Raw genomic sequence first — 25,267 nt, 5'->3', positions numbered from 1 at the left:
AAAATAAATCGATTTGTCCGGGTACAATTATCTCTATCACAAAAAAAGCACCCACATTGGGTACTTTTATTTCTTAGATTTTTTAATACTTTTCACAAGATAAAAGAGATATCCTGAAACCATGTAGGCAACAAAGATAGTTGCTGCCCATTTAAAGACAAAGCCCCAACCATGTTTGGTAGCATTCAAAAAGAAATAAGGGAAGGGACTATCCTTAGCATTAGGGACATCCATCTTTAGAACAAAACCGTTTAAGAGGGCAAAAATCATATAAAGCAAAGGAAGGCTAGTCCAAAGCATGGGATCGACTAACTTATATTGACGACTCTTATCAAAAATAATTGTATCTGCTAAAAACCAGAGAGGGACAATATAATGGCAAAGGAAATTTTCCAAACGGTAAAAATCTGTCGTCAAGGGAGCTAGCATGAAATGATAGATGACACAAGTAATCATAATACTCATAGTGACGCCACCTTTGAGACGTAGAATACCAGGACTCTGCCAACTATCACCTCCACCACGCATCTTTAACAAAAGATAAGCTGTAAAAAGTACAACCAAAAGGTTAGAAAGTACTGTGTAGTATAGCAACATCCCTAAACCACCGCGCTTGGTAATCTCCAAGTATACACCGGTAAAGGCTGCTATAAATAAAAAGATACGACTATAAAATATTACTTTTTCATTTTTAATCATGATTAAATCTTCTTCACAAATTCTGATTTAAGCTTCATAGCACCAAAACCATCAATCTTACAGTCAATATTGTGGTCACCTTCAACAATACGGATGTTTTTCACACGAGTTCCTTGTTTGAGGTCTTTAGGAGCCCCTTTAACCTTCAAATCTTTAATCAAGGTTACTGTATCTCCATCAGCTAGTTTGTTCCCATTTGCATCGATGGCAACAATGCCTTCTTCTGCTTCTGCTTGCTCAGCAGGATTCCACTCGTAAGCACATTCTGGACAAACTAGAAGTGCGCCATCTTCATATACATATTCTGAATTACATTTTGGGCAATTTGGTAATTGACTCATGTTATCTCCTTAAAAAATTTATGATTATTTGATTGTCAAATTTTCTTCAACAGCAACTATTATACCTTAAAACAGACTATTTGACAAATTATGATAAAAAACGACAAACCGAAATTCAGTTCATCGTTTTTATAGTTCTTATAAATGTTTTTGAGCTTCTAATTTAATTTTTTCAACAACTTCTAAAATAGAAAGGCCAGTCGTATCCAAATAGATTGCATCCTCAGCTTGCTTGAGAGGTGAAGTTTCACGATGACTATCTTTATAATCACGCGCAGCAATCTCTTCTTTCAAAGTTTCCAAATCTGTTTCGATTCCCTTTGAAAGATTTTCCTTGTAACGACGTTCCGCACGCTCATCTACAGATGCTACTAGAAAAATTTTCAATTCAGCCTGAGGCAAGACTACTGTTCCAATATCGCGGCCATCCATAACGATACCACCTAGTCGGGCAATTTCTTGCTGAAGGGCTACCAATTTTTCACGAACAGCTGGAATCGCCGCAAAAGCAGAAACAGCGTTGGTTACTTCATTTTCTCGGATTGGATTTGTTACATCTACATCTCCAACAAAAACAAGCTGTTCTCCTGTTTCAGCGCGACCAAAACTAATCGGGTATTGTTCCAATAATTCAAGAAGTTGAGATGGCTCATCTGGGCTAATTTGGTTTTTCAATGCGATGTAAGTCGCCGCACGATACATAGCGCCTGTATCCAGATAAGTATAGCCAAAGTCCTTAGCAATAATCTTAGCTACTGTACTCTTACCACTGGAAGCTGGCCCATCAATAGCAATCTGAATTGTTTTCATTGTCACTCCTATCTTGTCTTAAGGACATCACCAGGATTTGCAAACCAAGTTCCTGAAGACATATGACCGGGGTTTAGAGCTTCAAGTTGAGCAATAGAGATTCCAGCGCGAGCCGCAATCGCTGCTTCACCTTCTCCTGGCAAAACTGTAATAGTTCCTTCAGAATCAGTATGTGCCTCTGTATGTTCTTGTTGAGTTTTCTCTGATTCTGTTGACTCTGTTGACTGAGCAGTAGTAGCCACTGTTGTAACTTCTTCTACTTTTGGAGCTGAAGAATCATAAAAATCTTTCAAAGCTGAAGTGCGATCACTTCCGCCTGATGACAAGTAGACCAATACAACTACCATCCCAACAACAATCACAAAGAAGAGAATAGCTAGAACCGTTAAAATACGATTGGCAACGACACCTGAACCTTTTTTGTTTCGTTGACGGCGTTCTGTTCTTGATTCCTCTTCTTGGTTTTCATAAATATCTTCTTGCCACGGTTCCTTTTCCATACCTTACTCCTTGAGTTTTTTTTAGTTTCTTATTACAATATAAATATGAAGATTAGACTTATACCTGAACGTTGCATCGCTTGTGGGCTCTGCCAAACTTATTCAGAATTATTTGATTACCATGATAATGGTATCGTCCGTTTTTACGATGAATCTGAGCAATTAGAGCGAGAAATTGCTTGCAACGACGACATTTTAGAAGCCGTTAAAAATTGCCCTACTCGTGCTCTGATTATAGATGAATCTTAAAATTTGGTGGAACATCAATCTCTAATTTCCACTCCCTCTAGTTTAGCATATTTTTCTAGAAAATTATAGTCTTTTGCTAGCTATTTTTATACAATTTTACTTTTATTTGTTCCAGCATTTCAATAATAAATAAACTGTTCTTTTAAGACATTTTTCTATCACTTAAGCACTAATCAAATTTTTTATTTCAACCACATATAAAGTTATAAAAAAAGAGGAATTACTTCCTCTTTTTTATTTAATCAAACGATTAGTCTTCAAATCCATTTGGATGTTTGCTTTGCCAACGCCATGCATCTTCACACATTTCTGTAATACCAAGTCCAGCTTCCCATCCGAGCTCTTCCTTAGCTTTTGCTGGGTCTGAGTAGCAGGCTGCAATATCACCAGGGCGACGTTCAACGATACGGTATGGAATTGGGCGTCCAACAGCTTTTTCCATATTTTGGATAATTTCAAGAACTGAGTAGCCTTTTCCAGTACCAAGGTTATAGACATTGAGTCCTGAGCCTTTTTGAAGCTTCTTAAGGGCAGCAACGTGTCCTTTTGCTAGGTCAACGACGTGGATATAGTCACGAACACCTGTTCCATCTTCAGTATCGTAGTCATCTCCGAAGACTTGAACTTGTTCTAACTTACCAACTGCGACTTGTGTTACATATGGCAAAAGGTTGTTTGGAATGCCGTTTGGATTTTCTCCTAGGTCACCACTCTCATGCGCCCCAATTGGGTTGAAGTAACGAAGTAAGACAACGTTCCACTCTGAATCTGCTTTATGGATATCTGTCAAAATTTCTTCAAGCATAAGCTTGGTACGGCCATAAGGGTTGGTAGCTGAAAGTGGGAAATCTTCTAGGATTGGAACAGTATGTGGATCTCCATAAACTGTTGCTGAAGAACTGAAGATAATGTTCTTACAGTTGTTTTCTTCCATTGCCTTCAAAAGGCTAACTGTACCGGCAATATTGTTATCATAGTAGGCAAGTGGGATACGAGTTGACTCACCAACTGCCTTCAAACCAGCAAAATGAATCACACCTGTTGGCTCTTCATGTTTGAAAATGTCACGAAGTGTATCTGTGTCACGAATATCTGCTTCGTAGAAAGGAATTTCTACCCCAGTGATTCTTTCGACTACTTCAAGACTTTTACGACTACTGTTTACCAAATTATCCACCACAACAACCTGATGTCCAGCTTGGACCAGTTCGATGACAGTGTGAGTTCCGATAAAACCTGCTCCACCTGTTACCAAAATCTTTTCTTGCATTATTTTTCCTCTATTCTTGAATTATTTTTTTCATTTTACCATTTTTGATAGGGAAAGTCATTTACTATCCTAATACTATCGTAAAAACTAGGTAAAAAGTTGACGATTATTTCTCTTTAATATATCTTTCAGTCGGATAATCCGCTGGATCCAAGACTCCTTTTCTCCCTTGAAGCATTTGGGCTAAGTGATAGCCTATAATGGGTCCAGTTGTCAATCCTGACGATCCTAATCCACTCGCAGCAAATACTCCTGACAAGTTTGGCACTTGTCCGAAAAACGGCGAAAAATCATTCGTATAAGCCCGAATTCCTACACGTTCACCACTTATCATTGCATCTTTTAAGCTCGGATAAAACGAACTTGCTGCTTCAGCCATTTGTTGGATCAAATTCTCATCAACTGCTAGGTCAAATCCCATGTCATTTTCATGGGTAGCTCCTAGAGATAATTTACCTCCCGGAAATGGTATCAAATCCCACTCACCTTCCGGCATAACTACAGGGTAAGTTCCCATGTCTTGTGGCACTTGGTAATCTCGGAGTTGCCCCTTTTGAGGACGAACGTCTACCTCATATCCTAATGGCTCTAATATGTGGCCAAGCCAAGCTCCTGTGGATAAGATGACTTGGTCAAACATTTGATCGTCTATCTGATAGCCCGATGATAGAGGGGTTAGACTGACCTCTTTATTTATGACCTTCACTTGACTGGCTTCCAGTAAGCGACTCACTAGGAGTTGTCCATCTACTCGAGCTCCTCCAGAAGCATAGAGTAAACGTTCAAATCCCTCTAGACCGGGAAATAAGTTACTAGCAGTCGCTTGGTCCAAAATGGCTAATTCCCCAATCAAGGGAGATTCATCTCTACGTTGCAAAGCCAGTTGATAGAGCTCCTCTAGCTTAGAGTCATCGTTTTTAAGAAGAAAGACACCAGAACCTTGGTAAAAATCAACTTTTTGACCCGATCTTTCTAGTTCAGCTAATAAATCTACATAGAAATCAGCTCCTAGGCGCGCCATCTTATACCAAGCCTTATTGCGTCGTTTAGAAAACCAGGGACTGATAATACCAGCTGCTGCCTTTGTTGCCTGCCCAAGCCCATGATCAAAAACAGTGACTTCGATATCAGCTTCCTTAGAAAGATAGTAGGCAGCCGTTGCTCCTACAATTCCTGCCCCTACAATGGCAACTTTTTTCATTGTCTTTACCTTCTAACTAGATATGATGGAATGGATTGGTGGACGCTTGACTTGCGATAACCTCTAGAGACCAAGCATTCTCTTCCTTCCATTCATTCAGGAACGCTGCAATTTTTTCAACAAAGAGAACTTCAATATAGTGGCCTGGATCCAGAGCCAACAAGCCGTCTGACAACATATCTTGGGCAGTGTGGTAATAGATGTCACCAGTAATGTAAATATCTGCTCCTTTTACTAAAGCATCAGAGTAGAAAGACTGCCCACTGCCACCACAAATAGCTACTCTTGAAATTGTTTTTTGCAAATCAGTCTCTTTATAATACACCATACGAAGACTATCTAGGCCAAATACTTCCTTAACATGACTAGCAAATTCTTCAAACGTTTGAGGTTTAATATTGCCAATACGCCCAATGCCACATTCAGGACCTGTTTCCTGCAGATAAGTTGTATCCTGTACACCTAACATCTGGCAGAACCAGTCATTAAGGCCGTTTTCAACAATATCAATATTAGTATGGCTAACGTAGACTGCAATATCATGCTTGATAAGATCAATATAAATCTGATTTTGAGGGCGACTAGCTACCAAGTCCTTGATTGGACGGAAAATAGGCGCGTGCTTGACAATAATCAAATCTACACCCTTTTCAATAGCTTCTGCCACTGTATCTTCACGGATATCAAGGGCAACCATGACTTTTTGGATGTCCTTGTCTAAAGTTCCAATCTGCAGTCCACGATTATCGCCTTCCATAGAAAATTCTTGAGGACAATAGGCTTCATAACGCTTAATCACTTCACTTGCTTTCATGGAGCACCTCCTTGATGGCTTGAATTTTATCTACTAAAACTTGACGTTCTTCATGATTTTTTTCTGGGATTTGACTAAGGGCAAATTCGAGCTTACTTGCTTCTTTTTGCCACTTTTGGACAAATACGGGGCTACTTTCTTTAGATAGAAAAGGACCAAAACGGGTGTCACTTGCTGACAATTTCATTTCTCCAGCTTCCACTACTAGAATCTCGTAAAATTTTCCAGCTTCCTCTAAAATACTTTCAGCTACAATCTGAAATCCATGCTCTTGTAACCAAGAACGTAACTCATCTTCACGATTATTAGGTTGAAGAATCAATCGCTCAACATTGGCTAGTTTGTCCAAACCCTCTTCTAATATCGTAGCAATCAAACGACCACCCATTCCTGCAATAGTGATAACAGAGACCTGGTCACTTTCTTCGAAAGCTGCTAAACCATTGGCTAAACGAACCTGAATTTTCTGAGTCAAGCCATGACTTTCAACATTTCTAACTGCAGATTGATAGGGACCCTCTACAACTTCACCAGCGATAGCACGATCTATTCGACCTTCTTTCACAAGTTCAATAGGTAAATAAGCATGGTCGCTACCGACGTCCAGCAAAACAGCTCCTTGGGGAACAAAAGAAGCTACTGTTTCTAATCTCTTTGAAATCATCTTCTCTCACTTTCAAAAACTCTATTTCCCTTTATTATACCATATTTTATCTGGCTATCCCGCACCTAAAAAAGACCGCAATCTTGGATTGCAGTCTTTCTTTATCTTTTAACTTGATAACGACTTGTCAGTATGAACATCACAATAAAGACGAGCATCATAATGCCATAGATAGGCAATGTTTGACCTGTAAGTGTTGAAATTTCAAGCAATTTTTGGATTCTTGGGAATAGAGCTGTTCCAAGAAATCCACCTATTGACCAAATAATCAAAAGAACACGCCAAAGACTAAATGGCAAGCAAGCTCTAACTACAGACATGAAACCAATCGATGCCAATAGATAATACAGAAGTGTCGAAATTTCAATGGCTGACCAGCCTTGACTGGTTCCAAAAATTTTAACAAAGAGAACACTAAAGACTACCATCAAGGCACTTGGTAAAGCTCGAAGCATGGATTTTCTGAGGAAGTTTTGTTCCACAGGTTTGATATTTCGTTCAAAAGTTAATACAAACGGTGGGAATCCTTCCACGAACTGGTCAATCATAGTTATCTGAATCGGAATGAATGGGAAAATCAAAATCCATTCAGTACGTCCCAACAAAGCACTAGCAATACAGATTACTGCTAGCAAGAAGGAATAGATTGTCTTAATCAAGAAAATCGGAGCAATGTGGGCAATGTTATTGACCACACGACGACCTTCGAAGAGAATCTCAGGAACATCATTGAAATCTGAATTCAAGAGGACCAGATTTGCAATCTGACGAGTTGCTGGGTCTCCTTCAGCCATAACAATGGAACAGTCTGCCTCACGGAGAGCTAGAATATCATTGACACCATCTCCTGTCATAGCAGTGGTGTGACCTGCTTTTTTCAGAGTTTGGATAATCAGTTTCTTTTGATGAGGTGAGACACGTCCGAAAATGGCTGTTTCCTCAGCCATGGCTATCAATTCTTCATCATTAATTTTCGAACAATCTACATAGCTCTGATAGTCTGCAAAACCTGCTTTTTGAGCAATACTTGAAACAGTGACTGGATTATCACCAGAGATAATTTTCAATCCCACTTCCTGAGAACGAAGATAGTCTAGCGTCTCAGCAGCACCTTCTCGAATCGGATCTAGAATCTCAAGCAAAGCCAAAGCCTGAATATCAGATGGCTTTTGTGGCTTGTGATAGTCAAGTTTTTCTTGACTGAGCGCTAACACCAAGACACGAGATCCTCGTTCAAGAGCTTCTCTAGCTTCAGGAACTTCAGCATTCAACAACATCTCCGGTGCGCCTAGGAAAACAGTTCCTAGACCTTCCAACTCCATTGCTCCCCATTTTCGATCACTTGAAAATGGAAGGCTAGAAATCATCGGATAAGCTACCTCTCCCGCAAAACGCTTTCGAATAGCTTGGGCAGTTGGATTTTTATCCTCACTGTGTGCCATATAGCTGGTTAGTATTTTGGCAATGGCATCTTTGTCGTAAGCTTGCGTAAGAGGAAGGACCGTCTCAACCTGCATCTTCCCTTGGGTGATTGTCCCTGTCTTATCCAAGCAGAGCATATCCACACGTGCCAAGGTCTCAACAGAATACATTTCTTGTACTAAAACCTTTTTAAGTCCTAATTTTATCACTGCGGTCAAAAGCGAAGTTATAGTAAGTAACGCGATACCTTTAGGCAACATCCCCAAAAGAGCTGTAGATGAATTGACTACAGAAGACTTGAGTGGCAGACCTTTTAAGACCAAGGCTTCAAGCAAGAGAGCAATACCAAAAGGAATGATAATTTTCCCAGTAAAGCCAGCTAACCGGTCTAGCGATTTCATGATACGAGAGTTAATTGGCTTCACTGTCTTAGCTTCAAGCATGAGTTTAGCAGCATAGTTATCTGCCCCAACATGATGTACCTGAGCGAGGACAGAACCACTTGCAAGAAAGCTACCCGACAACATTAAGTCTTCTACTTCTTTTTGCACCAAGTCGCTCTCACCCGTTAACATGGCTTCGTTGACTTCTGCAAAACCTTCTAATACAATGGCATCACTTGGAATCTGATCTCCTGCTGACAAGCGAATCACATCGTCCAAAACAAGCTCCTCAGGATCCAGAGCTATCTCTTGTCCATCACGAATAGTGATAATCTTTTCTTTATTCAAGAGATTGAGTTTATCAACCATATGTTTAGCTCGTAGCTCAGTTACAATCCCAGAAAATGCATTAAAACAGATAACCGCAAAGAAAACTAGGTTGCTCCAGGCTTGAACAAAGGCGAGCGCTAGGGCAATGGCAAAGTTTAAAGCATTGAATAAAGTAAAGACATTTCTCTTCACAATCTGCCATGTACTAGTACTAGCTGAAGCTTGGAAATCATTGACCTGTCCCTGTTTCTGACGATCTTTGACTTCTGATTGGCTTAATCCCATAATTTTATTTTTATCCATAAATTCTATCATATCATTTTTTTTTGAATATTTCTAATTTCATATGAAAAGCTATTCCGCCTAAACAAAAAACATTTGCCTGTCCTAGTATGATAAGGTATAATAAAAGAAAGAAAACTGAAGGAGACATCATGTTTTATACTTATCTGCGTGGGCTGGTTATGTTGATTCTATGGTCAATCAATGGAAATGCTCACTTTCACAATACTGAAAAAATTCCAAGTTTAGATGAAAACTATATCCTTGTTGCGCCACACCGTACCTGGTGGGATCCAGTCTATATGGCTTTTGCAACAAAACCAAAGCAATTTGTCTTTATGGCAAAAAAAGAACTCTTTTCAAATCGCATCTTTGGTTGGTGGATTCGCATGTGTGGTGCTTTCCCTATCGACCGTGATAACCCAGGTTCTTCTGCTATCAAATATCCAATTAATGTTCTTAAAAAGAGCAATCGCTCACTGATTATGTTTCCTAGTGGTAGTCGTCATTCCAATGATGTTAAGGGTGGTGTAGCCCTCATCGCAAAGATGGCTAAGGTTCGTATTATGCCAGTTACCTATACTGGCCCTATGACTCTAAAAGGACTCATCAGCCGTGAACGTATTGATATGAATTTCGGAAATCCGATTGATATCTCAGATATTAAAAAGATGAATGATGAGGGAATTGAGATGGTTGCAGACCGCATCCAATCTGAATTTCAACGCCTGGATGAGGAAACAAAACAGTGGCACAACAATAAAAAACCAAATCCACTGTGGTGGCTCATCCGTATCCCCGCCTTGATTCTAGCAATTATAATCGGAATTTTAACAATCCTCTTTACCTTTGTTGCAAGTTTTGTTTGGAACCCAGATAAAAAGAGAGAGCAATTACAATAGTCTAATTTTCACAGGCCCAAGTTTATTACTTGGGCTTTTTCAATGAGTTACCATACTAATTAGCATATTGACAAAAGCTTAAATCTATAGTATACTTTCAAAGTAAGCTGATTTAGCTCAGTAGGCAGAGCGCATCCATGGTAAGGATGAGGTCGCCGGTTCGATCCCGGCAATTAGCATCAATTCATCAGTTCCTATCTGGGGAGCTGTTTTTTTCTTGACAAAGTATTGGCTCTATAGTAAAATAAAGTCTGCGATGAGTCGATATGTAGCGAAAGCTACAATTGCGCAAAGGAGGTCATAACGCAGGAGCGGACCTTGAGAAATTGTGTGAACCAGTTTCTCACATGGAGATGCCTCTCACACTCTCTGGTTTTTCCAGAGAGTTTTTTCTTTTCTTAAACAAATAGGGTCCTGGACCTTATGAAACAAAAAAAGACCTATCATACAAGCTGTAAAGCCTGATATGATAGGTTTTTAATGCTAGATTAACGTACTGTACGGATACGCATTGTGTTTGTACGAACAGCTTCGCCAAGTGGCACACCTGCAACGATAACGATATCGTCACCAGATTCTACAAGACCTGCTTCAACTGCTTTACGTTCAGCGATTTCGAACATATCATCAGTTGATGATGGAGCTTCAGTCAACATTGGGATAACACCCCAGTTCAACATCAATCCACGCTCTGTCAATTCGTCGAATGTCAATGCCAAGATATCAGCATTTGGACGGTATTTAGAAATCAAACGAGCTGTGTGACCAGTCTTAGTAAGGGTAACAACCAATTTGATATTCATTGAGTTAGTAGCGTCTTTAACAGCTGAAGCCATAACTTCTGTCTTAGAGTTACGTTCGAAAGTATCTGAGTTCAAACGTCCGTATTCGTTAAGAAGAGTTTGAGCGTTCTTGTCGATGGTAGCCATTGTTGTTACTGACTCAAGTGGGTATTTACCGTTTGCAGACTCACCTGAAAGCATTGTAGCGTCAGTTCCGTCGATAACAGCGTTAAATACGTCTGAAACTTCTGAACGAGTTGCACGTGGTTTTTCAGTCATTGTTTCAAGCATGTTTGTTGCTGTGATAACAACTTTACCAGCAGCGTTTACTTTAGTGATGATCATTTTTTGGTAAACTGGAACCATTTCGAATGGTACTTCGATACCCATGTCACCACGAGCGATCATGATACCGTCAGCAGCTTCAATGATTTCGTCCAAGTTATCGATACCTTGTTGGTTTTCGATCTTAGCGAACAATTGAACGTGACCGTTACCAGTTTCTTCACAGATTGCACGAACTTCGTTGACATCTTTAGCAGTTCGTACGAATGAGATCGCAATGAAGTTGATACCTTGTTCAAGACCGAAGCGGATATCAGCGTTATCACGTTCAGCAAGAGCAGGGAAAGGAATTTTCGTGTTAGGGATGTTCACACCTTTTTGTTTAGCGATCACACCGTCATTTTCAACTTCACAAACGAATTCACGACTTGCGTCATCTTTTTCTACAACACGAAGACCCAATTTACCATCGTCAACCAATACTTGGCGACCAACTTCAACGTCATCATAGATGTCAAGCGCACCTGCAACGTTCAAAGCAATCACTTCACGAGTTGATTTGATTCCTTGTTTAGTAGCAACACGGATCTTTTCACCAGTCTTGTATGAGTACTCTTTAGCATCGCCTTCGAACAATTCAGTACGGATTTCTGGACCTTTAGTGTCAAGAAGGAAACCAACTTTTTTACCTGCAAGTTTTTCTGCAAGTTTAACAGTTGCCATACGGTCACCTTGTTCTTGGTGGTCACCGTGTGAGAAGTTGAAACGGAAAGTGTTAGCTCCTGCTTCAATCAATTGAGCAATGTTTTTAGCTGAAGCTTCAACGTCAAGTTTTTCACCCCAGTATCCGTCATCACCGAATTTTTTACCACCACGGATTTCTACCGCAGGACCCAAAGTTGCAACGATTTTTACACGTTTGTTCATGATTTTGTGACTCCTTTATATAATTCGACCTTTTATGGTCATTTTACCAGATTAGTTAAAGTTGATTATGACAAGCTCTTGTTCAAGTCAGAAAGTTCAATATCAGCTTTGTGAGGGTTATTGACAACAATCTTACCATCAGCTGTTAAGCTAAACAAAGCTCCCTCTTCTGCAGTTCCAAGAATTGGATTTTCAACCATTTTCTCGTTACGAATACCGACAGCAACACCACCGATTCCTTGTTTAAGGAGTTTAACAGCGTGTGCACCCATACGTGACGCCAATACACGGTCACGAGCTGTTGGTGAACCACCACGTTGGATGTGACCAAGTTCAGTTACACGAAGGTCGCTTGTATCGCCAGCTTCTTTTAGTTTTTGACCAAATTCAGCTGCTGACATGACACCTTCTGCTAAAACGATAATGTTGTGTTTTTTACCGTGTTCATATCCAGCTTTGATGCTTGCTACGATATCTTCAAATTTGAAGCCTTCTTCAGGGATGATGATTTCGTCAGCACCTGTTGCGATACCTGCCCAAAGAGCGATATCACCAGCGTTACGTCCCATTACTTCAACAACGAAAGTACGACGGTGACTTGATGATGTATCACGAATCTTATCGATTGCATCCATTGCAGTTGTTACTGCAGTGTCAAATCCGATTGTAAAGTCAGTACCTACGATATCGTTATCGATTGTTCCAGGAAGTCCAATAGCAGGGAATCCATGCTCAGTCAGGCGCATAGCTCCATGATAAGAACCGTCACCACCGATAACCACGACACCTTCGATACCGTGTTTTTTCAATTGCTCAATCCCTTTAAGTTGACCTTCGAGTTTTGCAAACTCAGGGTAACGAGCTGAGTGAAGGAAAGTACCACCACGTGAAATGATGTCTCCTACTGATGCAGCATCAAGTGGATAAATTTCACCAGCAACCATACCAGCGTATCCATCATAGATACCAAAAACTTCCATTCCTTCTGAGATTGCTTGACGAACAACTGCACGAATGGCAGCATTCATACCAGGGGCGTCCCCACCACTAGTCAAAACAGCAATACGTTTCATTTGGTTTTGCTCCTTTTTCTTTAACATTCTAACTGATTATACCATATTTAAAGTTAAAATTCTTTTATTTTCATTGATTTTTAACGATAAATCGTTTTCATGACAATCTGTTTTAAAGATTCTTGTAAGCCAGCGTCTTTTGCAACTAAATAACCAGGCAAAAGAATATTTTTTTGTTCATTTTCATAACGAATGACAACAGGAATTTGTCCCTTGTACTGATCTAAAATATGATAAATTTCAGAATCGTGGTCATGATTGAGAACTTGAATCCAAAAACGCTCACTCACTGCCTCTTTTAAATTATTTAAAACTAATTGAAGACGACCATCTCTGGCTTGCACTTTCCCGTTTAGGTAATAGAAACTTCCTTCGTGCAAGAGATTTTTAAATTGGCGGTACTGTTCAGAAAAAACAGTGACCTCCAGACTTGTTTTACTATCGGTAACTTTCAAAAAGGCCATGTTTTCACCTTTTTTAGTTCGAATCACTCGGATAGACTGAATTTCAACGAGCACTGTAGCTGTCTGTCCCTCGGAAAGCTCAGATAAACTCACAATTGGATACAAAGGATTCTTCGCTAAAACCAGCAATGGGTGTTGGCTAATTCCTACACCTAACCAATCCTGCTCTTTATGGAATTTTTCAATATTTGAAAAGTCCTCTGTATCTGTCCAACTATAGCTAGAATCTGCAAAGAGGCTACCTAATTCTTCTACAAAGATAAAGAGAGTTGGTAGATTGGTTAAGATTTTTTGACGGTTTTTATCAAATCCATCAAAAAGTCCTACTTCCACTAAAGGGGTTAAGAGGCCAATCTTTTGATAATTTTTGGGTAATCGTGTGATAAAATCTTCAACACTGCTAAATGGACGATGCTCGATAATCCAGTAGGCAAAATCACGGGGCATTCCCTTGATACTCTTGAGTCCTAGATGAATTGTCTTATCAGCTAACTTATCTTGATATGGAACCGTATTGATAGAAAGCGGAGCTAGTTCAAAGCCCATTTCAAGCGCATCTAGAATATAATCTCCGCTAGCATAATTGAGCATGACCTGATAGAAGATTGCTGGAAAATGTGTTTTAAAGTAGGCAAGCTGAAAAGCTAAGGCAGCATAAGCATAAGCATGCGAACGGTTAAAACCATAACCTGCAAATTTCTCCATTACAGCAAAGACTTCTTGAGCTTGTTTTTGTCCATGCCCTTTTTCGAGGGCCCCTTGGATAAAACTCTCCTCCATTCGATGCATCTCAGCTGCGTTCTTTTTCCCCATGGCGCGACGTAACATATCGGCCTTCCCAAGGCTAAAACCAGCATAGCGTTGAGCTACTTGCATCACCTGCTCTTGATAAAGCATGATGCCATAGGTTGGAACTAGGATATCTTCTAGCACAGGGTCCAGAACCGTAACCTTTTCTTTACCATGTTTTCTGGCAACAAAGTTATCGATATAGTCGCTCGCACCTGGTCGGTTCAAGGAAGTCGTCGCCACTACTTCTTCAAAATTTTGTGGTTTCACTCGTTTCAATAAGCGTATGGCTCCAGGTTGTTCAAACTGAAAGATTCCCTTGGTCTTCCCAGCTGCAAAGAGGGCTAAGGTTGCCTTATCTTCAAGATCAATATCCTCAATTCTTAGTGAAATACCTTGAGTTTCATATAAGAGCTCCTGCATTTTTTGAGCGAAGGTTAAGTTTCGTAGGCCCAAGAAATCCATCTTGAGCAAGCCATTTCCTTCAACTCCATGCGCATCATATTGGGTAATCAGCATATCCTCTCCATACTTGAGAGGGATGTAGTCTGTTAGATTTTTATCACTGATAACGACTCCAGCTGCATGGATAGAAGTCTGTCGTGGATATCCTTCAATCTTTTTAGCAATAGAAAAGGCCTTTTGGTACTCAATCTTACTTTGAATGAGTTGTCTAAAACCAAGATTTCCTTCATAGGCTGTCGTTAGAGTATCTTTAGAACCTATTTTTTTTGTAATAGCTGTCAACTCATACTCAGGGACACCATAACGTTTGAAGATATCTCGGATGGCTTGCTTGGCTCCAAAGGTCGAGTAAGTGACAATCTGCGCAGCGTGGATACTACCATAACGGTCACGAACATAACGAATAAACTCAGGGCGATAGATATCTGGAATATCAATATCGATATCTGGCATGGTGTAGCGTTCACGATTTAAGAAGCGCTCAAAGATAAGATTTTTAGCTACAGGATCAATTCCTGTAATATCCAAAGCGTAGGCCACTAAACTTCCAACTGCGGATCCGCGTCCCATCCCCATATAATAACCTTGAGAACGACCAAAACGTAAGAGGTCCCAGACAACCAAGAAATAGTCATCGAATCCCATATCATGAATCACTGATAACTCTTCTTCTAAACGAACCTGATAAATCTGATTCCATAATCCTTTCTCTTCCAATCCCTTGATAGCTCTCTCCCGAAGTTCTTCAACAGCAGGTCTCTCTGGATTGAAACGTGGAAGCTTGAGACTACTATCAATCTCGTAGGAAGTATCCTTGACCAATCTTGCAAGATTATCCAGTGCGATTGGGAACTTCTCTAGAAAAACCTGTTCAAGACGTTCAGCAGGCAAAAACAAGCCTTGTTGAGATTGAACATCAACCTCTCTCAAGGTCACGTTTTCCTTAATCGCCTTGAGCATTTGAAGTGTTTCTAAATCCTCAGCTTCAAAAGAATTAACACGATAAAGTGGGAGAATAGGGTGAGAAAAATTCGATTGAGCTGTATCTGGAAACACTCCGATATAGTATTCATGCCCTAAGTCCAAGGAATCAATTTCAGGATAGTAAGGAACAATAACACAAATATCTTCAAGGTAGGAAGAGTAATCAGCCCATTCTTTTTTACCTGTCATCTTTAAAGACGACAGCTTCATCAGGTTTTGATAACCTCGGTTTGACAGGGCTAGAAAACGTAGATTGATCCATTCATCTTTATGATGAAGTGTTATCTCAAGGCCTAATAAAGGCTGAATTCCTTGTTTTTGGCATTCTTTGATAAAATAATAGGCTCCATAGAGATTATCTTCATCCATGATGCCAAGTGATGAATAGCCATATTCTTTCCCAAGGCTGACATATCTCTTGATTGAAACCATACTCTCCATGAAACTATAGACAGTTTTCGTATCCAGTTGGGCAATCATTCTTTCTCACCTCCCTTTTTCTTTTTCTATTATACCATTTTAAAAAATAGAAGCACAATTTCTTTCTAATCATTAAACTAAAAAACCACAGCCTTAAAGGCTATGGTTTTATGAGATGAAATAAATTCGAAGAAGAATTGCGCCTAGCTTTTTTAACTTAGTTACTTGTATCTTTCGTTAAAAATATCCCGATTAAAACTAGAACTAGGGAGAGAAAAGGAAAAAACCTAAACATCTCCCAATCCGGGTCGAATGCTAAAAGTCCGGAAAGCAGGTAAAATCCTGCACTCGCATACAAGAACTTTCTATTTACTTTCTTGATTCCTATCCTAGTTAAAAAAGTTGCTATAGCGTAAGCAATTAAATTAGGACCTAGAAAAATCAAGAATACAATTCCCCATGGAGCAGTAAATAAAGCAAGAGTTATAAATAGAAGAATATAGGTAAGTGACAAATAAAATGAGAAAGATAGAAGAGTCGAAGGTTTCTTGACTGCTTTTGGACCATTCTTCATATCTTCCACCGAATTATTTTCTACAATTAGTTTATCTTCTTCTTTGTTTAGTTCTACTTTTGGATTTTGGTCTGACATCTTTTTCTCCCACTAATTTGTTTAATTATTTTTATTATATCCCAATTTGTCACATTAAGCTAGATAGAAAAAGCCATCTATGTTAGTCTCAGATAAACGCACACATTTGTCTGAAAGAAACTAACATAAATGACCTACACTACTCCCTATCAAGTTTTTCTGAGACAGGTGAAATTGTCTCGCTCAATTTGAAAAAGAGGAGTTTTTATTATTTTTCACGAATCACTTCTACCTTGTATCCATCTGGATCTTTAACAAAGTAATAGTTTGGTTGTGTTCCTGGAAGTCCATTTGGATTTGTCACTTCGTAACCCTTGTCGCTATGTTCTTTATGAAGAGCCTCAAGGTCAGGTGTGCTTAGAGCGATGTGCGCAAAACCGTCACCCACAACATAAGGCCCATGATCGTAGTTGTAAGTCAACTCCAATTCATAATCATCGCCATCAAGACCTAGATAAACAATGGTAAAAGCGTGTTCTGGGAAGTCCAGACGACGCAATTCCTTAAATCCAAATGCATCTTGATAAAAAGCAATTGATTTTTCAAGATTCTCTACCCGCAAGCAAGTGTGTAACATTTTTGAAGCCATTTTTTCTCCTTTGTTTAAAAAAGACTGGGACAAATTTGCACCAGTCTTGTGAATAATTATTTACCAAGTTTTGCTTTAGCTGCATCTGCAAGAGCTGTGAAAGCTGCTGCATCGTTAACAGCCAAGTCAGCAAGCATTTTACGGTTAACTTCGATCTCAGCCAATTTCAAACCATGCATCAATTGTGAGTATGAAAGTCCGTTCATACGAGCTGCCGCATTGATACGTGTGATCCACAATTTGCGGAAGTCACGTTTCTTTTGACGACGGTCACGGTATGCATAGTAGTAAGAGTTCATTACTTGTTCTTTCGCAGTACGGAACAAGATGTGTTTAGCTCCATAGTAACCTTTTGCTAATTTTAAAATACGTTTACGACGTTTGCGTGATACAACGCCACCTTTAACACGTGCCATTTATATTTCCTCCAATATTTCCTAGAATTGTTAACTTACAAATACGCGATTATTTCAAGCGAGTAAGCATTGCTTTGATACGTTTGAAATCTCCTGAATGCACCATAGATGCTTTACGAAGATGACGACGTTGTTTCTTAGTTTTTCCGTGGAAACGGTGAGAAGTGTAAGCACGGAAACGTTTAAGTCCACCAGAACCTGTACGTTTGAAACGTTTAGCTGATGCGCGGTGTGTTTTTTGTTTTGGCATGATATTTTCTCCTTTTTTTAACTTTCTGACAGATTATTTCTTGTCAGTTGCTGGGGCCAACTGCATGAACATTTGACGACCATCCATTTTAGCACGTTGTTCGATGATAGCAATATCTTGAGTTGCTTCAGCGAAATCGGCTAAAACTTTTGCTCCAATCTCTTTATGGGTAATCATACGACCCTTAAAGCGAATGGAAACCTTCACTTTGTTCCCTTTTTCAAGGAACTTGCGAGCACTGCGAAGTTTCGTATCGAAATCACCCTTATCAATAACTGGGCTCAATCGAACTTCTTTCACGGTCACAACGCTTTGTTTTTTTCGTTGTTCTTTTTGTTTCTTCTGGTACTCAAATTTGAACTTACCGTAGTCCATAATTTTCGCAACAGGAGGTTTAGCTTGAGGTTGAATGAGAACCAAGTCCACATTAGCGTCGTCCGCAAGTGCTTGCGCTTCACCAAGTGGTTTGATACCCAATTGTTCGCCCTCAAGACCGATTAAGCGAACTTCACGTACACGAATTTCATCATTGATGAATAAGTCTTGCTTTGCTATGGTTTTCACCTCTTTTTTTATTTTAGAGAAAAACAAGAGCGGACTTGCTAACGCAAATCCGCTCTACATGATTATAGTCCATTTCTGAAACTTGATCTGTAGGGGCCAGACAACGTTAGTCGCAAGGCGAGAAGTTCTCACTTCTGCTTTTCTCATCTTGTATATGATATCAAGTTTTTCCCTACTTGTCAAGATAAAAATAATCTTTTTTAGTTTTTTTCTAATAATTGAATTTAAATCCAATTATTGGTTACGAGAATAGTATATCTCATGTGGTTTTACATGATTCCCTAGTAACTCAGAGACTGTAACAAAGCTATACCCTTGTCCCTGTAAATATTCAATAACTTTTGGCAATGAGTTAACAGATGTTTGATGGATATCGTGCATAAGGATAATAGAACCATCAGTCGTCTGACGTTGAATTTCTGTTAGAATGGCTGCTTCGTTTTTACTCTTCCAGTCTAAGCTATCGACATCCCACATAATAAAGCTCAAATCAAGACTATTACGGATATCATCTGAGATGGCACCATATGGTGGGCGCATCAATTTTGAACTCTTTCCGAGAACACTAGTGATTGCTGATTCTGTATCCGTAATTTGTTTCTTAGCATCTTCTAATGAGAGTTGTGTTAAAACTGGATGGTTCCAACTATGATTTCCGACTTCATGCCCCTCAGCCTGCATACGTTTGAGGATAGCTTCATTACCTACAATATTTTTCCCTTGGACAAAGAAGGTTGCTTTGATTTTGTACTTAGCTAAGATATCCAAGGCTTGTGGTGTTGTATTACCATCAGGACCATCATCAAAGGTAAGAGCTACCACTTTTTTATGTTTTTCTGCTTGAACTTTTTTATATAGTTCAGCATCTTTTTCTGTTAGATAGGATGTTTGAATATAATCAAAGAAATCTGAAATAGGCATTGCTATTTCTTCTACATTAGTCGTTGCTTTGACTGGATATAGAACCAATTGACTATCTTTGTAAGCAAACTTCCAGCTTGACAATTCTGCTGCTGAGAAATCAGCTGAAACTTGGTCAACAATTGATTGCTCTATTTTTTTATCTTGGAGAGCTGACTTAACACCCTCAAGGATTTTTTCTTTAGCTGTGGATGGGTCTGTAAAGAGTTGATCCAAGGTAAAGATAGAGCCATCCTCTTTCAGATACAGCTGGTCTAAAGTAGTATTTTCTAATTCAACGACATTAGAATTTGCTAAGTCATAGGCCTGTTTTTTAATCAAACGATTTTCAACCCCAGTTAAAGAGGAATCCCCTTTTTCTGAGTAATAAAAAATTAACTGTTCTTTACCTTCTACTTTGTCAGTGATGTCTTTTACGATGATATCCTTGATAGGGGAAATAAGGCTGTCACCGACTAGTGGATAATAGGTGATAATTTCAGATTTTTCTTTGCGGAAATGCTCTTTTTGACTTCCTTGGGAGTAGGCTTCATCTTTTTCCTTCTTGAGACTCTCAATCTTCTGTTCAAAGGCTTGTCTATTCAGCACTTTATAGGTAATCACACTACCGAGTGCTATCATTGTGAGAAACAAAAGCAAGACAAGAATGCCAAGTTTTTTATTGTTTTTCTTCTTTACTTTATTCTGGGGTAATCTCTTTTTTGTCATAGTCTTATCATATCAAATATGAGCTATAATTTCAATGAAAACATGGCACAAAAAGATTTAAAATAGGTAAAGAAAAGTAAAAGAACCCTAGAAAAATCTAGGATTCTTTTATAAATTAGAAACGAATACTTTCTCTTGTTTTTTCATAAGAAGTAACGAAGCGATTGGTAACACCAGGCTCAGCAACTTCTAATGCTTGAGAGATTTTTTCGAAAGATGCTTGATAATCAAATGTTGTTTCAAAGATATTCAAAGCTTCTTGGAAAGCTTGTTGAATACGATCATCAAATGATCTGTAACGGTTCGAATATTGAAGCAATTGTTCTGTCAATGTTGCATTTTGAACGATACTGTATGTTTCTTCTTCTAACATATTCATATCATTTGTCGCAATCTCAAGGATACGATTCACAGATTCGATATTCACTTGCGCTTGTTCCAGCTCAGCCATCAAGTCTTCTGTACTGTGGCTTGCATCAAAGAAGAGCTTCAAGAATTTTTGTGGAATTCCTGGAAGATTTCTCTTCTCCATGTAGCGTTTAATCGTATGCAGACGGTTGACATATACATTTGCTTTTTGACGAGCATTGATGTCATCTTTTTCAATTTTAACGAGACGTTCACTAACACCGATTTGGTTATCTTCAATATCTTTTAATGTAGATTGGAGATTTTCCAAACGTTCTTGTAAGACAGAATATGCTTCTGAAACTTCTGACTCTGAATTGGTCATTTCTTCAATAGTAGCATTCAAGGCTGAGATATCAGCTTGAAGACGACGAACTCGATTCACATCGCTTTCTGAAATCAAATAAGTTTTCCCAAGACGTTCGATATCTTTAACTAGTACCTGATTGTTTTCTTTCAAGTGTTTAAGATAGGTAGGAAGGGTAGTTACCAATTTCTCAAAAGCTTTATGAGCGTTAACTTCACGTGTGAAAATATCATAAAGTGCATTGATTTCTTCTTGGATTTGAGTGTTTTCATACTCTGCATTATCCAACTCCAATGTACGGATATTTTCGTGATTATTCTTCAAGGCTTCATAGAGAAGTTGGAGACGAGATTCGATATCAGTTTCTACAAAATGGTAGTTTTCATCTAAAAGCTTGCGGTAACCAGCTTCTAAATCTTCAAGTTGTTCTGGCAATTCAGTAGTAAGCTTAGTGACAATCGCTGGAATTCTTTCAACGATATGTGTCAAAGCTAAAATATGATTTTCAGCGTTATCTAAAATGCCTGCTGCTTCAACCGGATCTCCCGATGAATTCAAGGTTACAAATTGAGAAAACTCAGATTGGATGTTCTCCAATTGTTTTTCAATTTCTGGAAGAGCTTGACCATATTTTTCAGGATCTTCAGCTACAGTGTTTTGTAGTTTCTCAAATAAATCTAGGGCATGCAGAACACGTCCACTATTTTTTGACTCTTGTTTTTCCAACTCAGACAAGGCATTACGAATTGCTGCAATATCCTCTTCAACAAGTTGGATTTGACTTTCAATTTGATCTATCTGGTGCTTAGCTTTCAAGAAACGGAATGAGTTATTGTATCCTTCAGCTTCAAAGAGATTATTCTCAATATCTGCAAAAGAGTTAAGAGACAAATCTACCCATTTTTGGTTCCATTCTCTAAAAGCAACCTGACTTTGACCAATCAGATGCATGTTTTTTACAACCTCTACCTCATCATTAACAGGAAGGTTATATAGTTCTTCTTTTTTTTCTTCTAAAGCTACAAGTCTACTCTCATTTCGTTTACGTAGCAAAATTGCTACTGCAAAAGCAATAAGAAGCAGGACTGCAATTCCAATCAAAGTAATAATCAACTGATTATTTGACATATCAAACTCCTTTTATACATGACACAATTGTAATGATTATATCATATTTTTCAAACCTTGGGAACTATTTCCCAATATTTTTATACGTCAAGAGTACTGTAAACAGCGTTTTCTTCGATGAATTCTCGACGTGGTTCAACTCGATCACCCATGAGCATATCAAAAATCTTATCTGCTTCTGCTGCGTCATCTACTGATACACGAGCCATGAGACGATGTTCAGGATTCATCGTAGTTTCCCAAAGTTGGTGGTCATCCATCTCTCCAAGACCTTTATAACGTTGAATGGTTGGTTTGGAACGACCTTCGCTGTAGCGAGCCAGGGCTTCTTGTAGGCGGATTTCTTGGTCTGCGCCAGGTTGAATATATTCTTTAATCTCACTACCAACTTTGACACCGTAAATTGGTGGTTGAGCGATATAAACATAACCAGCCTCTAGAACGGGTTTCATATAACGATAAATCAGAGTTAACAAGAGAGTACGAATATGGGCTCCATCGACATCAGCATCTGTCATGATAACCAGTTTTTGATAGCGAGCTTTGCTAACATCGAACTCAGCGCCAAATCCTGTTCCCATAGCTGTGAAAAGACTGCGAATCTCCTCATTAGCAAGGATTTTATCCATACTTGCCTTTTCAACATTAAGGATTTTACCACGAATTGGTAAGATGGCTTGGAACTCACGATTACGTCCTGATTTTGCAGAACCTCCTGCAGAGTCTCCTTCGACGATGAAAAGTTCAGTTTCAGCTGGATTGTTTGATGAACAGTCCGCTAATTTTCCTGGAAGATTTGAAATTTCTAAACCAGATTTTTTGCGTGTAACTTCACGCGCACGCTTGGCAGCAACACGCGCTTTGGCAGCCAAAATCCCTTTTTCAACGATGCGCTTAGCAATCTGTGGATTTTCCAAAAGGAAGTCAGAAAATGCATCGCTGAAGAGGCGATTGGTAATCTTCACAACTTCACTATTTCCAAGTTTGGTCTTAGTTTGTCCTTCAAACTGAGGGTTTGGATGCTTCACAGAGATAACGGCTGTCAATCCTTCACGGACATCCTCACCTGTTAGGTTATCTTCGTTATCTTTTAGAAGTTTGTTTTTACGAGCATAGTCATTGATAACACGAGTTAAGGCTGTACGGAAACCTTGCTCATGTGTTCCACCTTCATGGGTATGAATATTGTTGGCGAAACTCATGACATTCTCGTGGTAACCCGTTGTGTACTGCATCGCAACTTCGACTGTGATATCTTCCATTTCACCATCCGTGTAGATTGGTGTATCAAAGATAACATCCTTGTTTTCGTTGATGTACTCAACGTAGCTCGCAATCCCGCCTTCGTAGTGATAATGCTTGGTTTGTTCAAGTCCTTCACGTTTGTCAGTAATAGAAATTTGAAGACCCCGGTTCAAAAAGGCTAACTCTTGAATCCGTTTATTTAATTTATCAAAATCAAATGTCGTTGTCTCAGTAAAAATTTCTGGGTCTGGAGTAAAGTGAACGATTGTTCCTGTTTTATCCGTATCCCCGATCACCTCAAGGTCTGCAACAACATGTCCACGACGGTATTCTTGGTAGTGAATCTTTCCATTTTTATGAACGCGAACATCCAACTGAGTAGAAAGAGCATTTACAACTGATGACCCTACACCATGGAGTCCACCAGATACCTTGTATCCGCCACCGCCGAATTTACCTCCGGCGTGAAGAACAGTAAAGACTGTTTCAACGGCAGGACGTCCTGTTTTCTCTTGGATATCAACAGGAATTCCACGACCATCATCGACAACTGTAATTGAATCATCCGGTTCAATAAAGACCTCGATATGACTAGCGAATCCCGCCAAAGCTTCGTCGATAGAGTTATCCACGATTTCCCAGACTAGGTGGTGAAGACCTTCTTTGGCAGTTGAACCAATATACATCCCTGGACGCATACGAACAGCTTCCAGACCTTCCAAAACTTGAATTTGACTGGCATCATAATCTTGTGCCTGTTGGTTTTTAATATCTTCTGTCATTTTTCCCCTTTTTCTTACATGTCTATTGCTTGTTTTAAGGACACAACATCCTCAAAGAGATAGGCATCTAAGCCTGCATCATGTCCTGCTTCTACATCAATGGCACGGTCACCAATGACTAGACCTGACCTTATATGATACTTATCACGTAAATAAATCATCGATTCAGGATCAGGCTTGCGTTTAAAACCTGAACTAGCCGTCACTACTTCTGTAAAGTAAAGAGCTATCTCAGTTTTCGCTAGAATCTCCAATACCTGATCGTTTCGATGAGAAACCAAGAAGTTACGGCCACCTTGGTCCGAAATTTCTTCCAAGAGAGCCGGGATCCCATCAAACAAAACTGGGTGTTCCAGCTCACGGGCTTCATTTTCCTTATATTTCTCAAGAAAGTTTTCAATACCTGGAGCATATTTTTCGATAGCAAAGGCAGTCGAAACCTTCAAAGCCTCGTAAACACTATCGTGTTCCTGTTCAATCCCGAACTCTGCTAATATTTCTACAAAAGCTGCTGTAGAAGTTTCATAATTATCAAGCAGGGTTCCACCTAAATCCCAGATGTAATCGTGATATTTCATACCCTTCATTATACCATTTTTTATAAAAAAAAGCGATGTTTACCTTGGTTTTTGCCATTAAAAAAGAGAAGAATCTTCTCCATCAAGAAAGATTCTCCTCCGTTTGTTCATTATTTTTCAAATAGGTCTGTGTAGAGCATGCCATTTCTTAAAGACTCAGCATCTCCTCCCAGTGTTTCAACCAAGTGGTAAGCAAAAGCTAAAGCTGTTGCTGGACCACGACTCGTAATGATATTTCCATCCACTACGACTGTTTCTTTGTGGTAGTGACCGTCAGCAATTTGTTCTTGGACTCCATCATAGCAGGTGAAGTTTCTTCCTTCTAGGAGGCCAGCTCGATTCAAAGCAATTGGAGCAGCACAGATGGCTGCTACTTTTTTACCGGTTTCCTCAAATCTTTGAAGCTCAGAGATTAATTGTTCATTGTCCCTCAAGTGGGCAGCACCAGGCATACCTCCTGGAAGGACAATCATGTCATACTCTGATAAATTACCATCAAACACTCGATCAGCTTGAACTTGAATAGCATGTGAACCTGTCACTTTATCTTCAAATCCTACCATATGGCAGGTGATATTTGCGCGGCGCATGACGTCTACGACCGTCAAGGCTTCAATTTCTTCAAAACCATTTGCTAGGATAACTGCAACTTTAGGCATAGCG

General features: G+C 39.3%; 24 protein-coding genes, 1 tRNA gene and 1 other annotated feature. Of the genes, 3 read left to right on the top strand and 22 right to left on the bottom strand.

Features of this window, described 5'->3' with window-relative positions:
- Nucleotides 1–66: 66 nt before the first annotated feature.
- From O3643_RS06505 to O3643_RS06490, 4 genes are all read right to left on the bottom strand, one after another.
- A complete protein-coding gene (locus tag O3643_RS06505) occupies nt 67–699 on the bottom strand; it encodes a Pr6Pr family membrane protein (RefSeq protein WP_036757713.1) in 633 nt (210 codons plus the stop codon).
- Between the two features lie 2 nt (nt 700–701).
- Nucleotides 702–1,040 carry a zinc ribbon domain-containing protein YjdM gene (locus tag O3643_RS06500; RefSeq protein WP_006152514.1) on the bottom strand — a complete coding sequence of 113 codons (339 nt, stop codon included), beginning with the start codon at nt 1,038–1,040 and terminating at the stop codon, nt 702–704.
- 138 nt (nt 1,041–1,178) lie between these two features.
- Entirely contained in the window at nt 1,179–1,850 is a 672-nt protein-coding gene (cmk, locus tag O3643_RS06495; RefSeq protein WP_371500674.1) for a (d)CMP kinase, read from the bottom strand.
- Nucleotides 1,851–1,858: 8 nt separating this feature from the next.
- Nucleotides 1,859–2,350: an SAG1386/EF1546 family surface-associated protein gene (locus O3643_RS06490; protein WP_371500672.1), complete on the bottom strand. Its 492-nt coding sequence runs from the start codon at nt 2,348–2,350 to the stop codon at nt 1,859–1,861.
- 45 nt (nt 2,351–2,395) lie between these two features.
- Here O3643_RS06490 and O3643_RS06485 point away from each other — a divergent pair, with 45 nt between their 5' ends.
- On the top strand, nt 2,396–2,599 hold the full coding sequence (locus O3643_RS06485) for a ferredoxin (protein WP_006148835.1): 204 nt from the start codon (nt 2,396–2,398) through the stop codon (nt 2,597–2,599).
- A gap of 250 nt (nt 2,600–2,849) precedes the next feature.
- Here O3643_RS06485 and galE read toward each other — a convergent pair whose 3' ends face one another.
- From galE to O3643_RS06460, 5 genes are all read right to left on the bottom strand, one after another.
- Nucleotides 2,850–3,869, bottom strand: a complete 1,020-nt coding sequence (gene galE / locus O3643_RS06480) for a UDP-glucose 4-epimerase GalE (RefSeq protein ID WP_006152548.1) — start codon at nt 3,867–3,869, stop codon at nt 2,850–2,852.
- 106 nt (nt 3,870–3,975) lie between these two features.
- Entirely contained in the window at nt 3,976–5,070 is a 1,095-nt protein-coding gene (locus tag O3643_RS06475) for an NAD(P)/FAD-dependent oxidoreductase (RefSeq protein ID WP_371500669.1), read from the bottom strand.
- A gap of 16 nt (nt 5,071–5,086) precedes the next feature.
- A complete protein-coding gene (locus tag O3643_RS06470) occupies nt 5,087–5,884 on the bottom strand; it encodes a Nif3-like dinuclear metal center hexameric protein (RefSeq protein WP_371500667.1) in 798 nt (265 codons plus the stop codon).
- Nucleotides 5,871–6,548 (bottom strand): tRNA (adenine(22)-N(1))-methyltransferase TrmK, encoded by a 678-nt coding sequence (locus tag O3643_RS06465; RefSeq protein ID WP_371500665.1) that lies wholly within the window; start codon nt 6,546–6,548, stop codon nt 5,871–5,873. Before O3643_RS06465 ends, O3643_RS06470 begins: the two co-directional genes overlap by 14 nt.
- 101 nt (nt 6,549–6,649) lie before the next feature.
- The gene (locus tag O3643_RS06460) at nt 6,650–8,986 is read right to left on the bottom strand and encodes a cation-translocating P-type ATPase (RefSeq protein ID WP_371500663.1); all 2,337 of its coding nucleotides are present in this window, start codon (nt 8,984–8,986) and stop codon (nt 6,650–6,652) included.
- A gap of 131 nt (nt 8,987–9,117) precedes the next feature.
- On the opposite strand from O3643_RS06460, the gene O3643_RS06455 reads away from it, so the two are divergent.
- Both O3643_RS06455 and O3643_RS06450 read left to right on the top strand, forming a co-directional pair.
- A complete protein-coding gene (locus tag O3643_RS06455) occupies nt 9,118–9,867 on the top strand; it encodes a lysophospholipid acyltransferase family protein (RefSeq protein WP_371500661.1) in 750 nt (249 codons plus the stop codon).
- Nucleotides 9,868–9,973: 106 nt separating this feature from the next.
- A tRNA-Thr gene (locus O3643_RS06450) sits at nt 9,974–10,046 on the top strand.
- A gap of 309 nt (nt 10,047–10,355) precedes the next feature.
- Here O3643_RS06450 and pyk read toward each other — a convergent pair.
- The 13 genes from pyk to O3643_RS06385 all read right to left on the bottom strand — a co-directional run bounded on the left by pyk (nt 10,356) and on the right by O3643_RS06385 (nt 25,263).
- A complete protein-coding gene (pyk, locus tag O3643_RS06445) occupies nt 10,356–11,861 on the bottom strand; it encodes a pyruvate kinase (protein ID WP_371500659.1) in 1,506 nt (501 codons plus the stop codon).
- 65 nt (nt 11,862–11,926) lie between these two features.
- Nucleotides 11,927–12,934, bottom strand: a complete 1,008-nt coding sequence (gene pfkA, locus O3643_RS06440) for a 6-phosphofructokinase (RefSeq protein WP_303407130.1) — start codon at nt 12,932–12,934, stop codon at nt 11,927–11,929.
- Between the two features lie 80 nt (nt 12,935–13,014).
- Entirely contained in the window at nt 13,015–16,116 is a 3,102-nt protein-coding gene (locus O3643_RS06435) for a DNA polymerase III subunit alpha (RefSeq protein WP_371500656.1), read from the bottom strand.
- 157 nt (nt 16,117–16,273) lie between these two features.
- Nucleotides 16,274–16,708 carry a hypothetical protein gene (locus tag O3643_RS06430; protein ID WP_371500654.1) on the bottom strand — a complete coding sequence of 145 codons (435 nt, stop codon included), beginning with the start codon at nt 16,706–16,708 and terminating at the stop codon, nt 16,274–16,276.
- 208 nt (nt 16,709–16,916) lie between these two features.
- Complete coding sequence (locus O3643_RS06425; RefSeq protein ID WP_004253875.1) at nt 16,917–17,297, bottom strand: VOC family protein; 381 nt, start codon at nt 17,295–17,297, stop codon at nt 16,917–16,919.
- A gap of 56 nt (nt 17,298–17,353) precedes the next feature.
- Nucleotides 17,354–17,713, bottom strand: a complete 360-nt coding sequence (rplT, locus tag O3643_RS06420) for a 50S ribosomal protein L20 (RefSeq protein ID WP_000124834.1) — start codon at nt 17,711–17,713, stop codon at nt 17,354–17,356.
- 49 nt (nt 17,714–17,762) lie between these two features.
- Nucleotides 17,763–17,963: a 50S ribosomal protein L35 gene (gene rpmI, locus O3643_RS06415; RefSeq protein WP_001125942.1), complete on the bottom strand. Its 201-nt coding sequence runs from the start codon at nt 17,961–17,963 to the stop codon at nt 17,763–17,765.
- A 33-nt stretch (nt 17,964–17,996) separates the two neighbouring features.
- A complete protein-coding gene (gene infC, locus O3643_RS06410) occupies nt 17,997–18,527 on the bottom strand; it encodes a translation initiation factor IF-3 (RefSeq protein WP_004253871.1) in 531 nt (176 codons plus the stop codon).
- A 15-nt stretch (nt 18,528–18,542) separates the two neighbouring features.
- Nucleotides 18,543–18,673: a sequence feature (ribosomal protein L20 leader region), on the bottom strand.
- Between the two features lie 88 nt (nt 18,674–18,761).
- On the bottom strand, nt 18,762–20,156 hold the full coding sequence (pgdA, locus tag O3643_RS06405; RefSeq protein ID WP_371500651.1) for a peptidoglycan-N-acetylglucosamine deacetylase PgdA: 1,395 nt from the start codon (nt 20,154–20,156) through the stop codon (nt 18,762–18,764).
- A 115-nt stretch (nt 20,157–20,271) separates the two neighbouring features.
- Nucleotides 20,272–21,999, bottom strand: coding sequence for a septation ring formation regulator EzrA (gene ezrA / locus O3643_RS06400; protein ID WP_371500649.1), 1,728 nt, complete (start codon nt 21,997–21,999; stop codon nt 20,272–20,274).
- Between the two features lie 80 nt (nt 22,000–22,079).
- Complete coding sequence (gene gyrB / locus O3643_RS06395; RefSeq protein ID WP_371500647.1) at nt 22,080–24,026, bottom strand: DNA topoisomerase (ATP-hydrolyzing) subunit B; 1,947 nt, start codon at nt 24,024–24,026, stop codon at nt 22,080–22,082.
- Nucleotides 24,027–24,040: 14 nt separating this feature from the next.
- Complete coding sequence (locus tag O3643_RS06390) at nt 24,041–24,604, bottom strand: HAD-IA family hydrolase (RefSeq protein ID WP_371500645.1); 564 nt, start codon at nt 24,602–24,604, stop codon at nt 24,041–24,043.
- Between the two features lie 110 nt (nt 24,605–24,714).
- On the bottom strand, nt 24,715–25,263 hold the full coding sequence (locus tag O3643_RS06385) for a DJ-1 family glyoxalase III (RefSeq protein ID WP_314945728.1): 549 nt from the start codon (nt 25,261–25,263) through the stop codon (nt 24,715–24,717).
- Nucleotides 25,264–25,267 lie beyond the last annotated feature (4 nt).

Origin of the sequence: Streptococcus sp. 20925_1_44, from assembly GCF_041432435.1 — a bacterium.
Lineage (GTDB): Bacteria > Bacillota > Bacilli > Lactobacillales > Streptococcaceae > Streptococcus > Streptococcus infantis.
The sequence above is the reverse complement of the archived record's forward strand: the minus strand, read 5'-3'. Positions and strand labels throughout refer to the sequence as shown.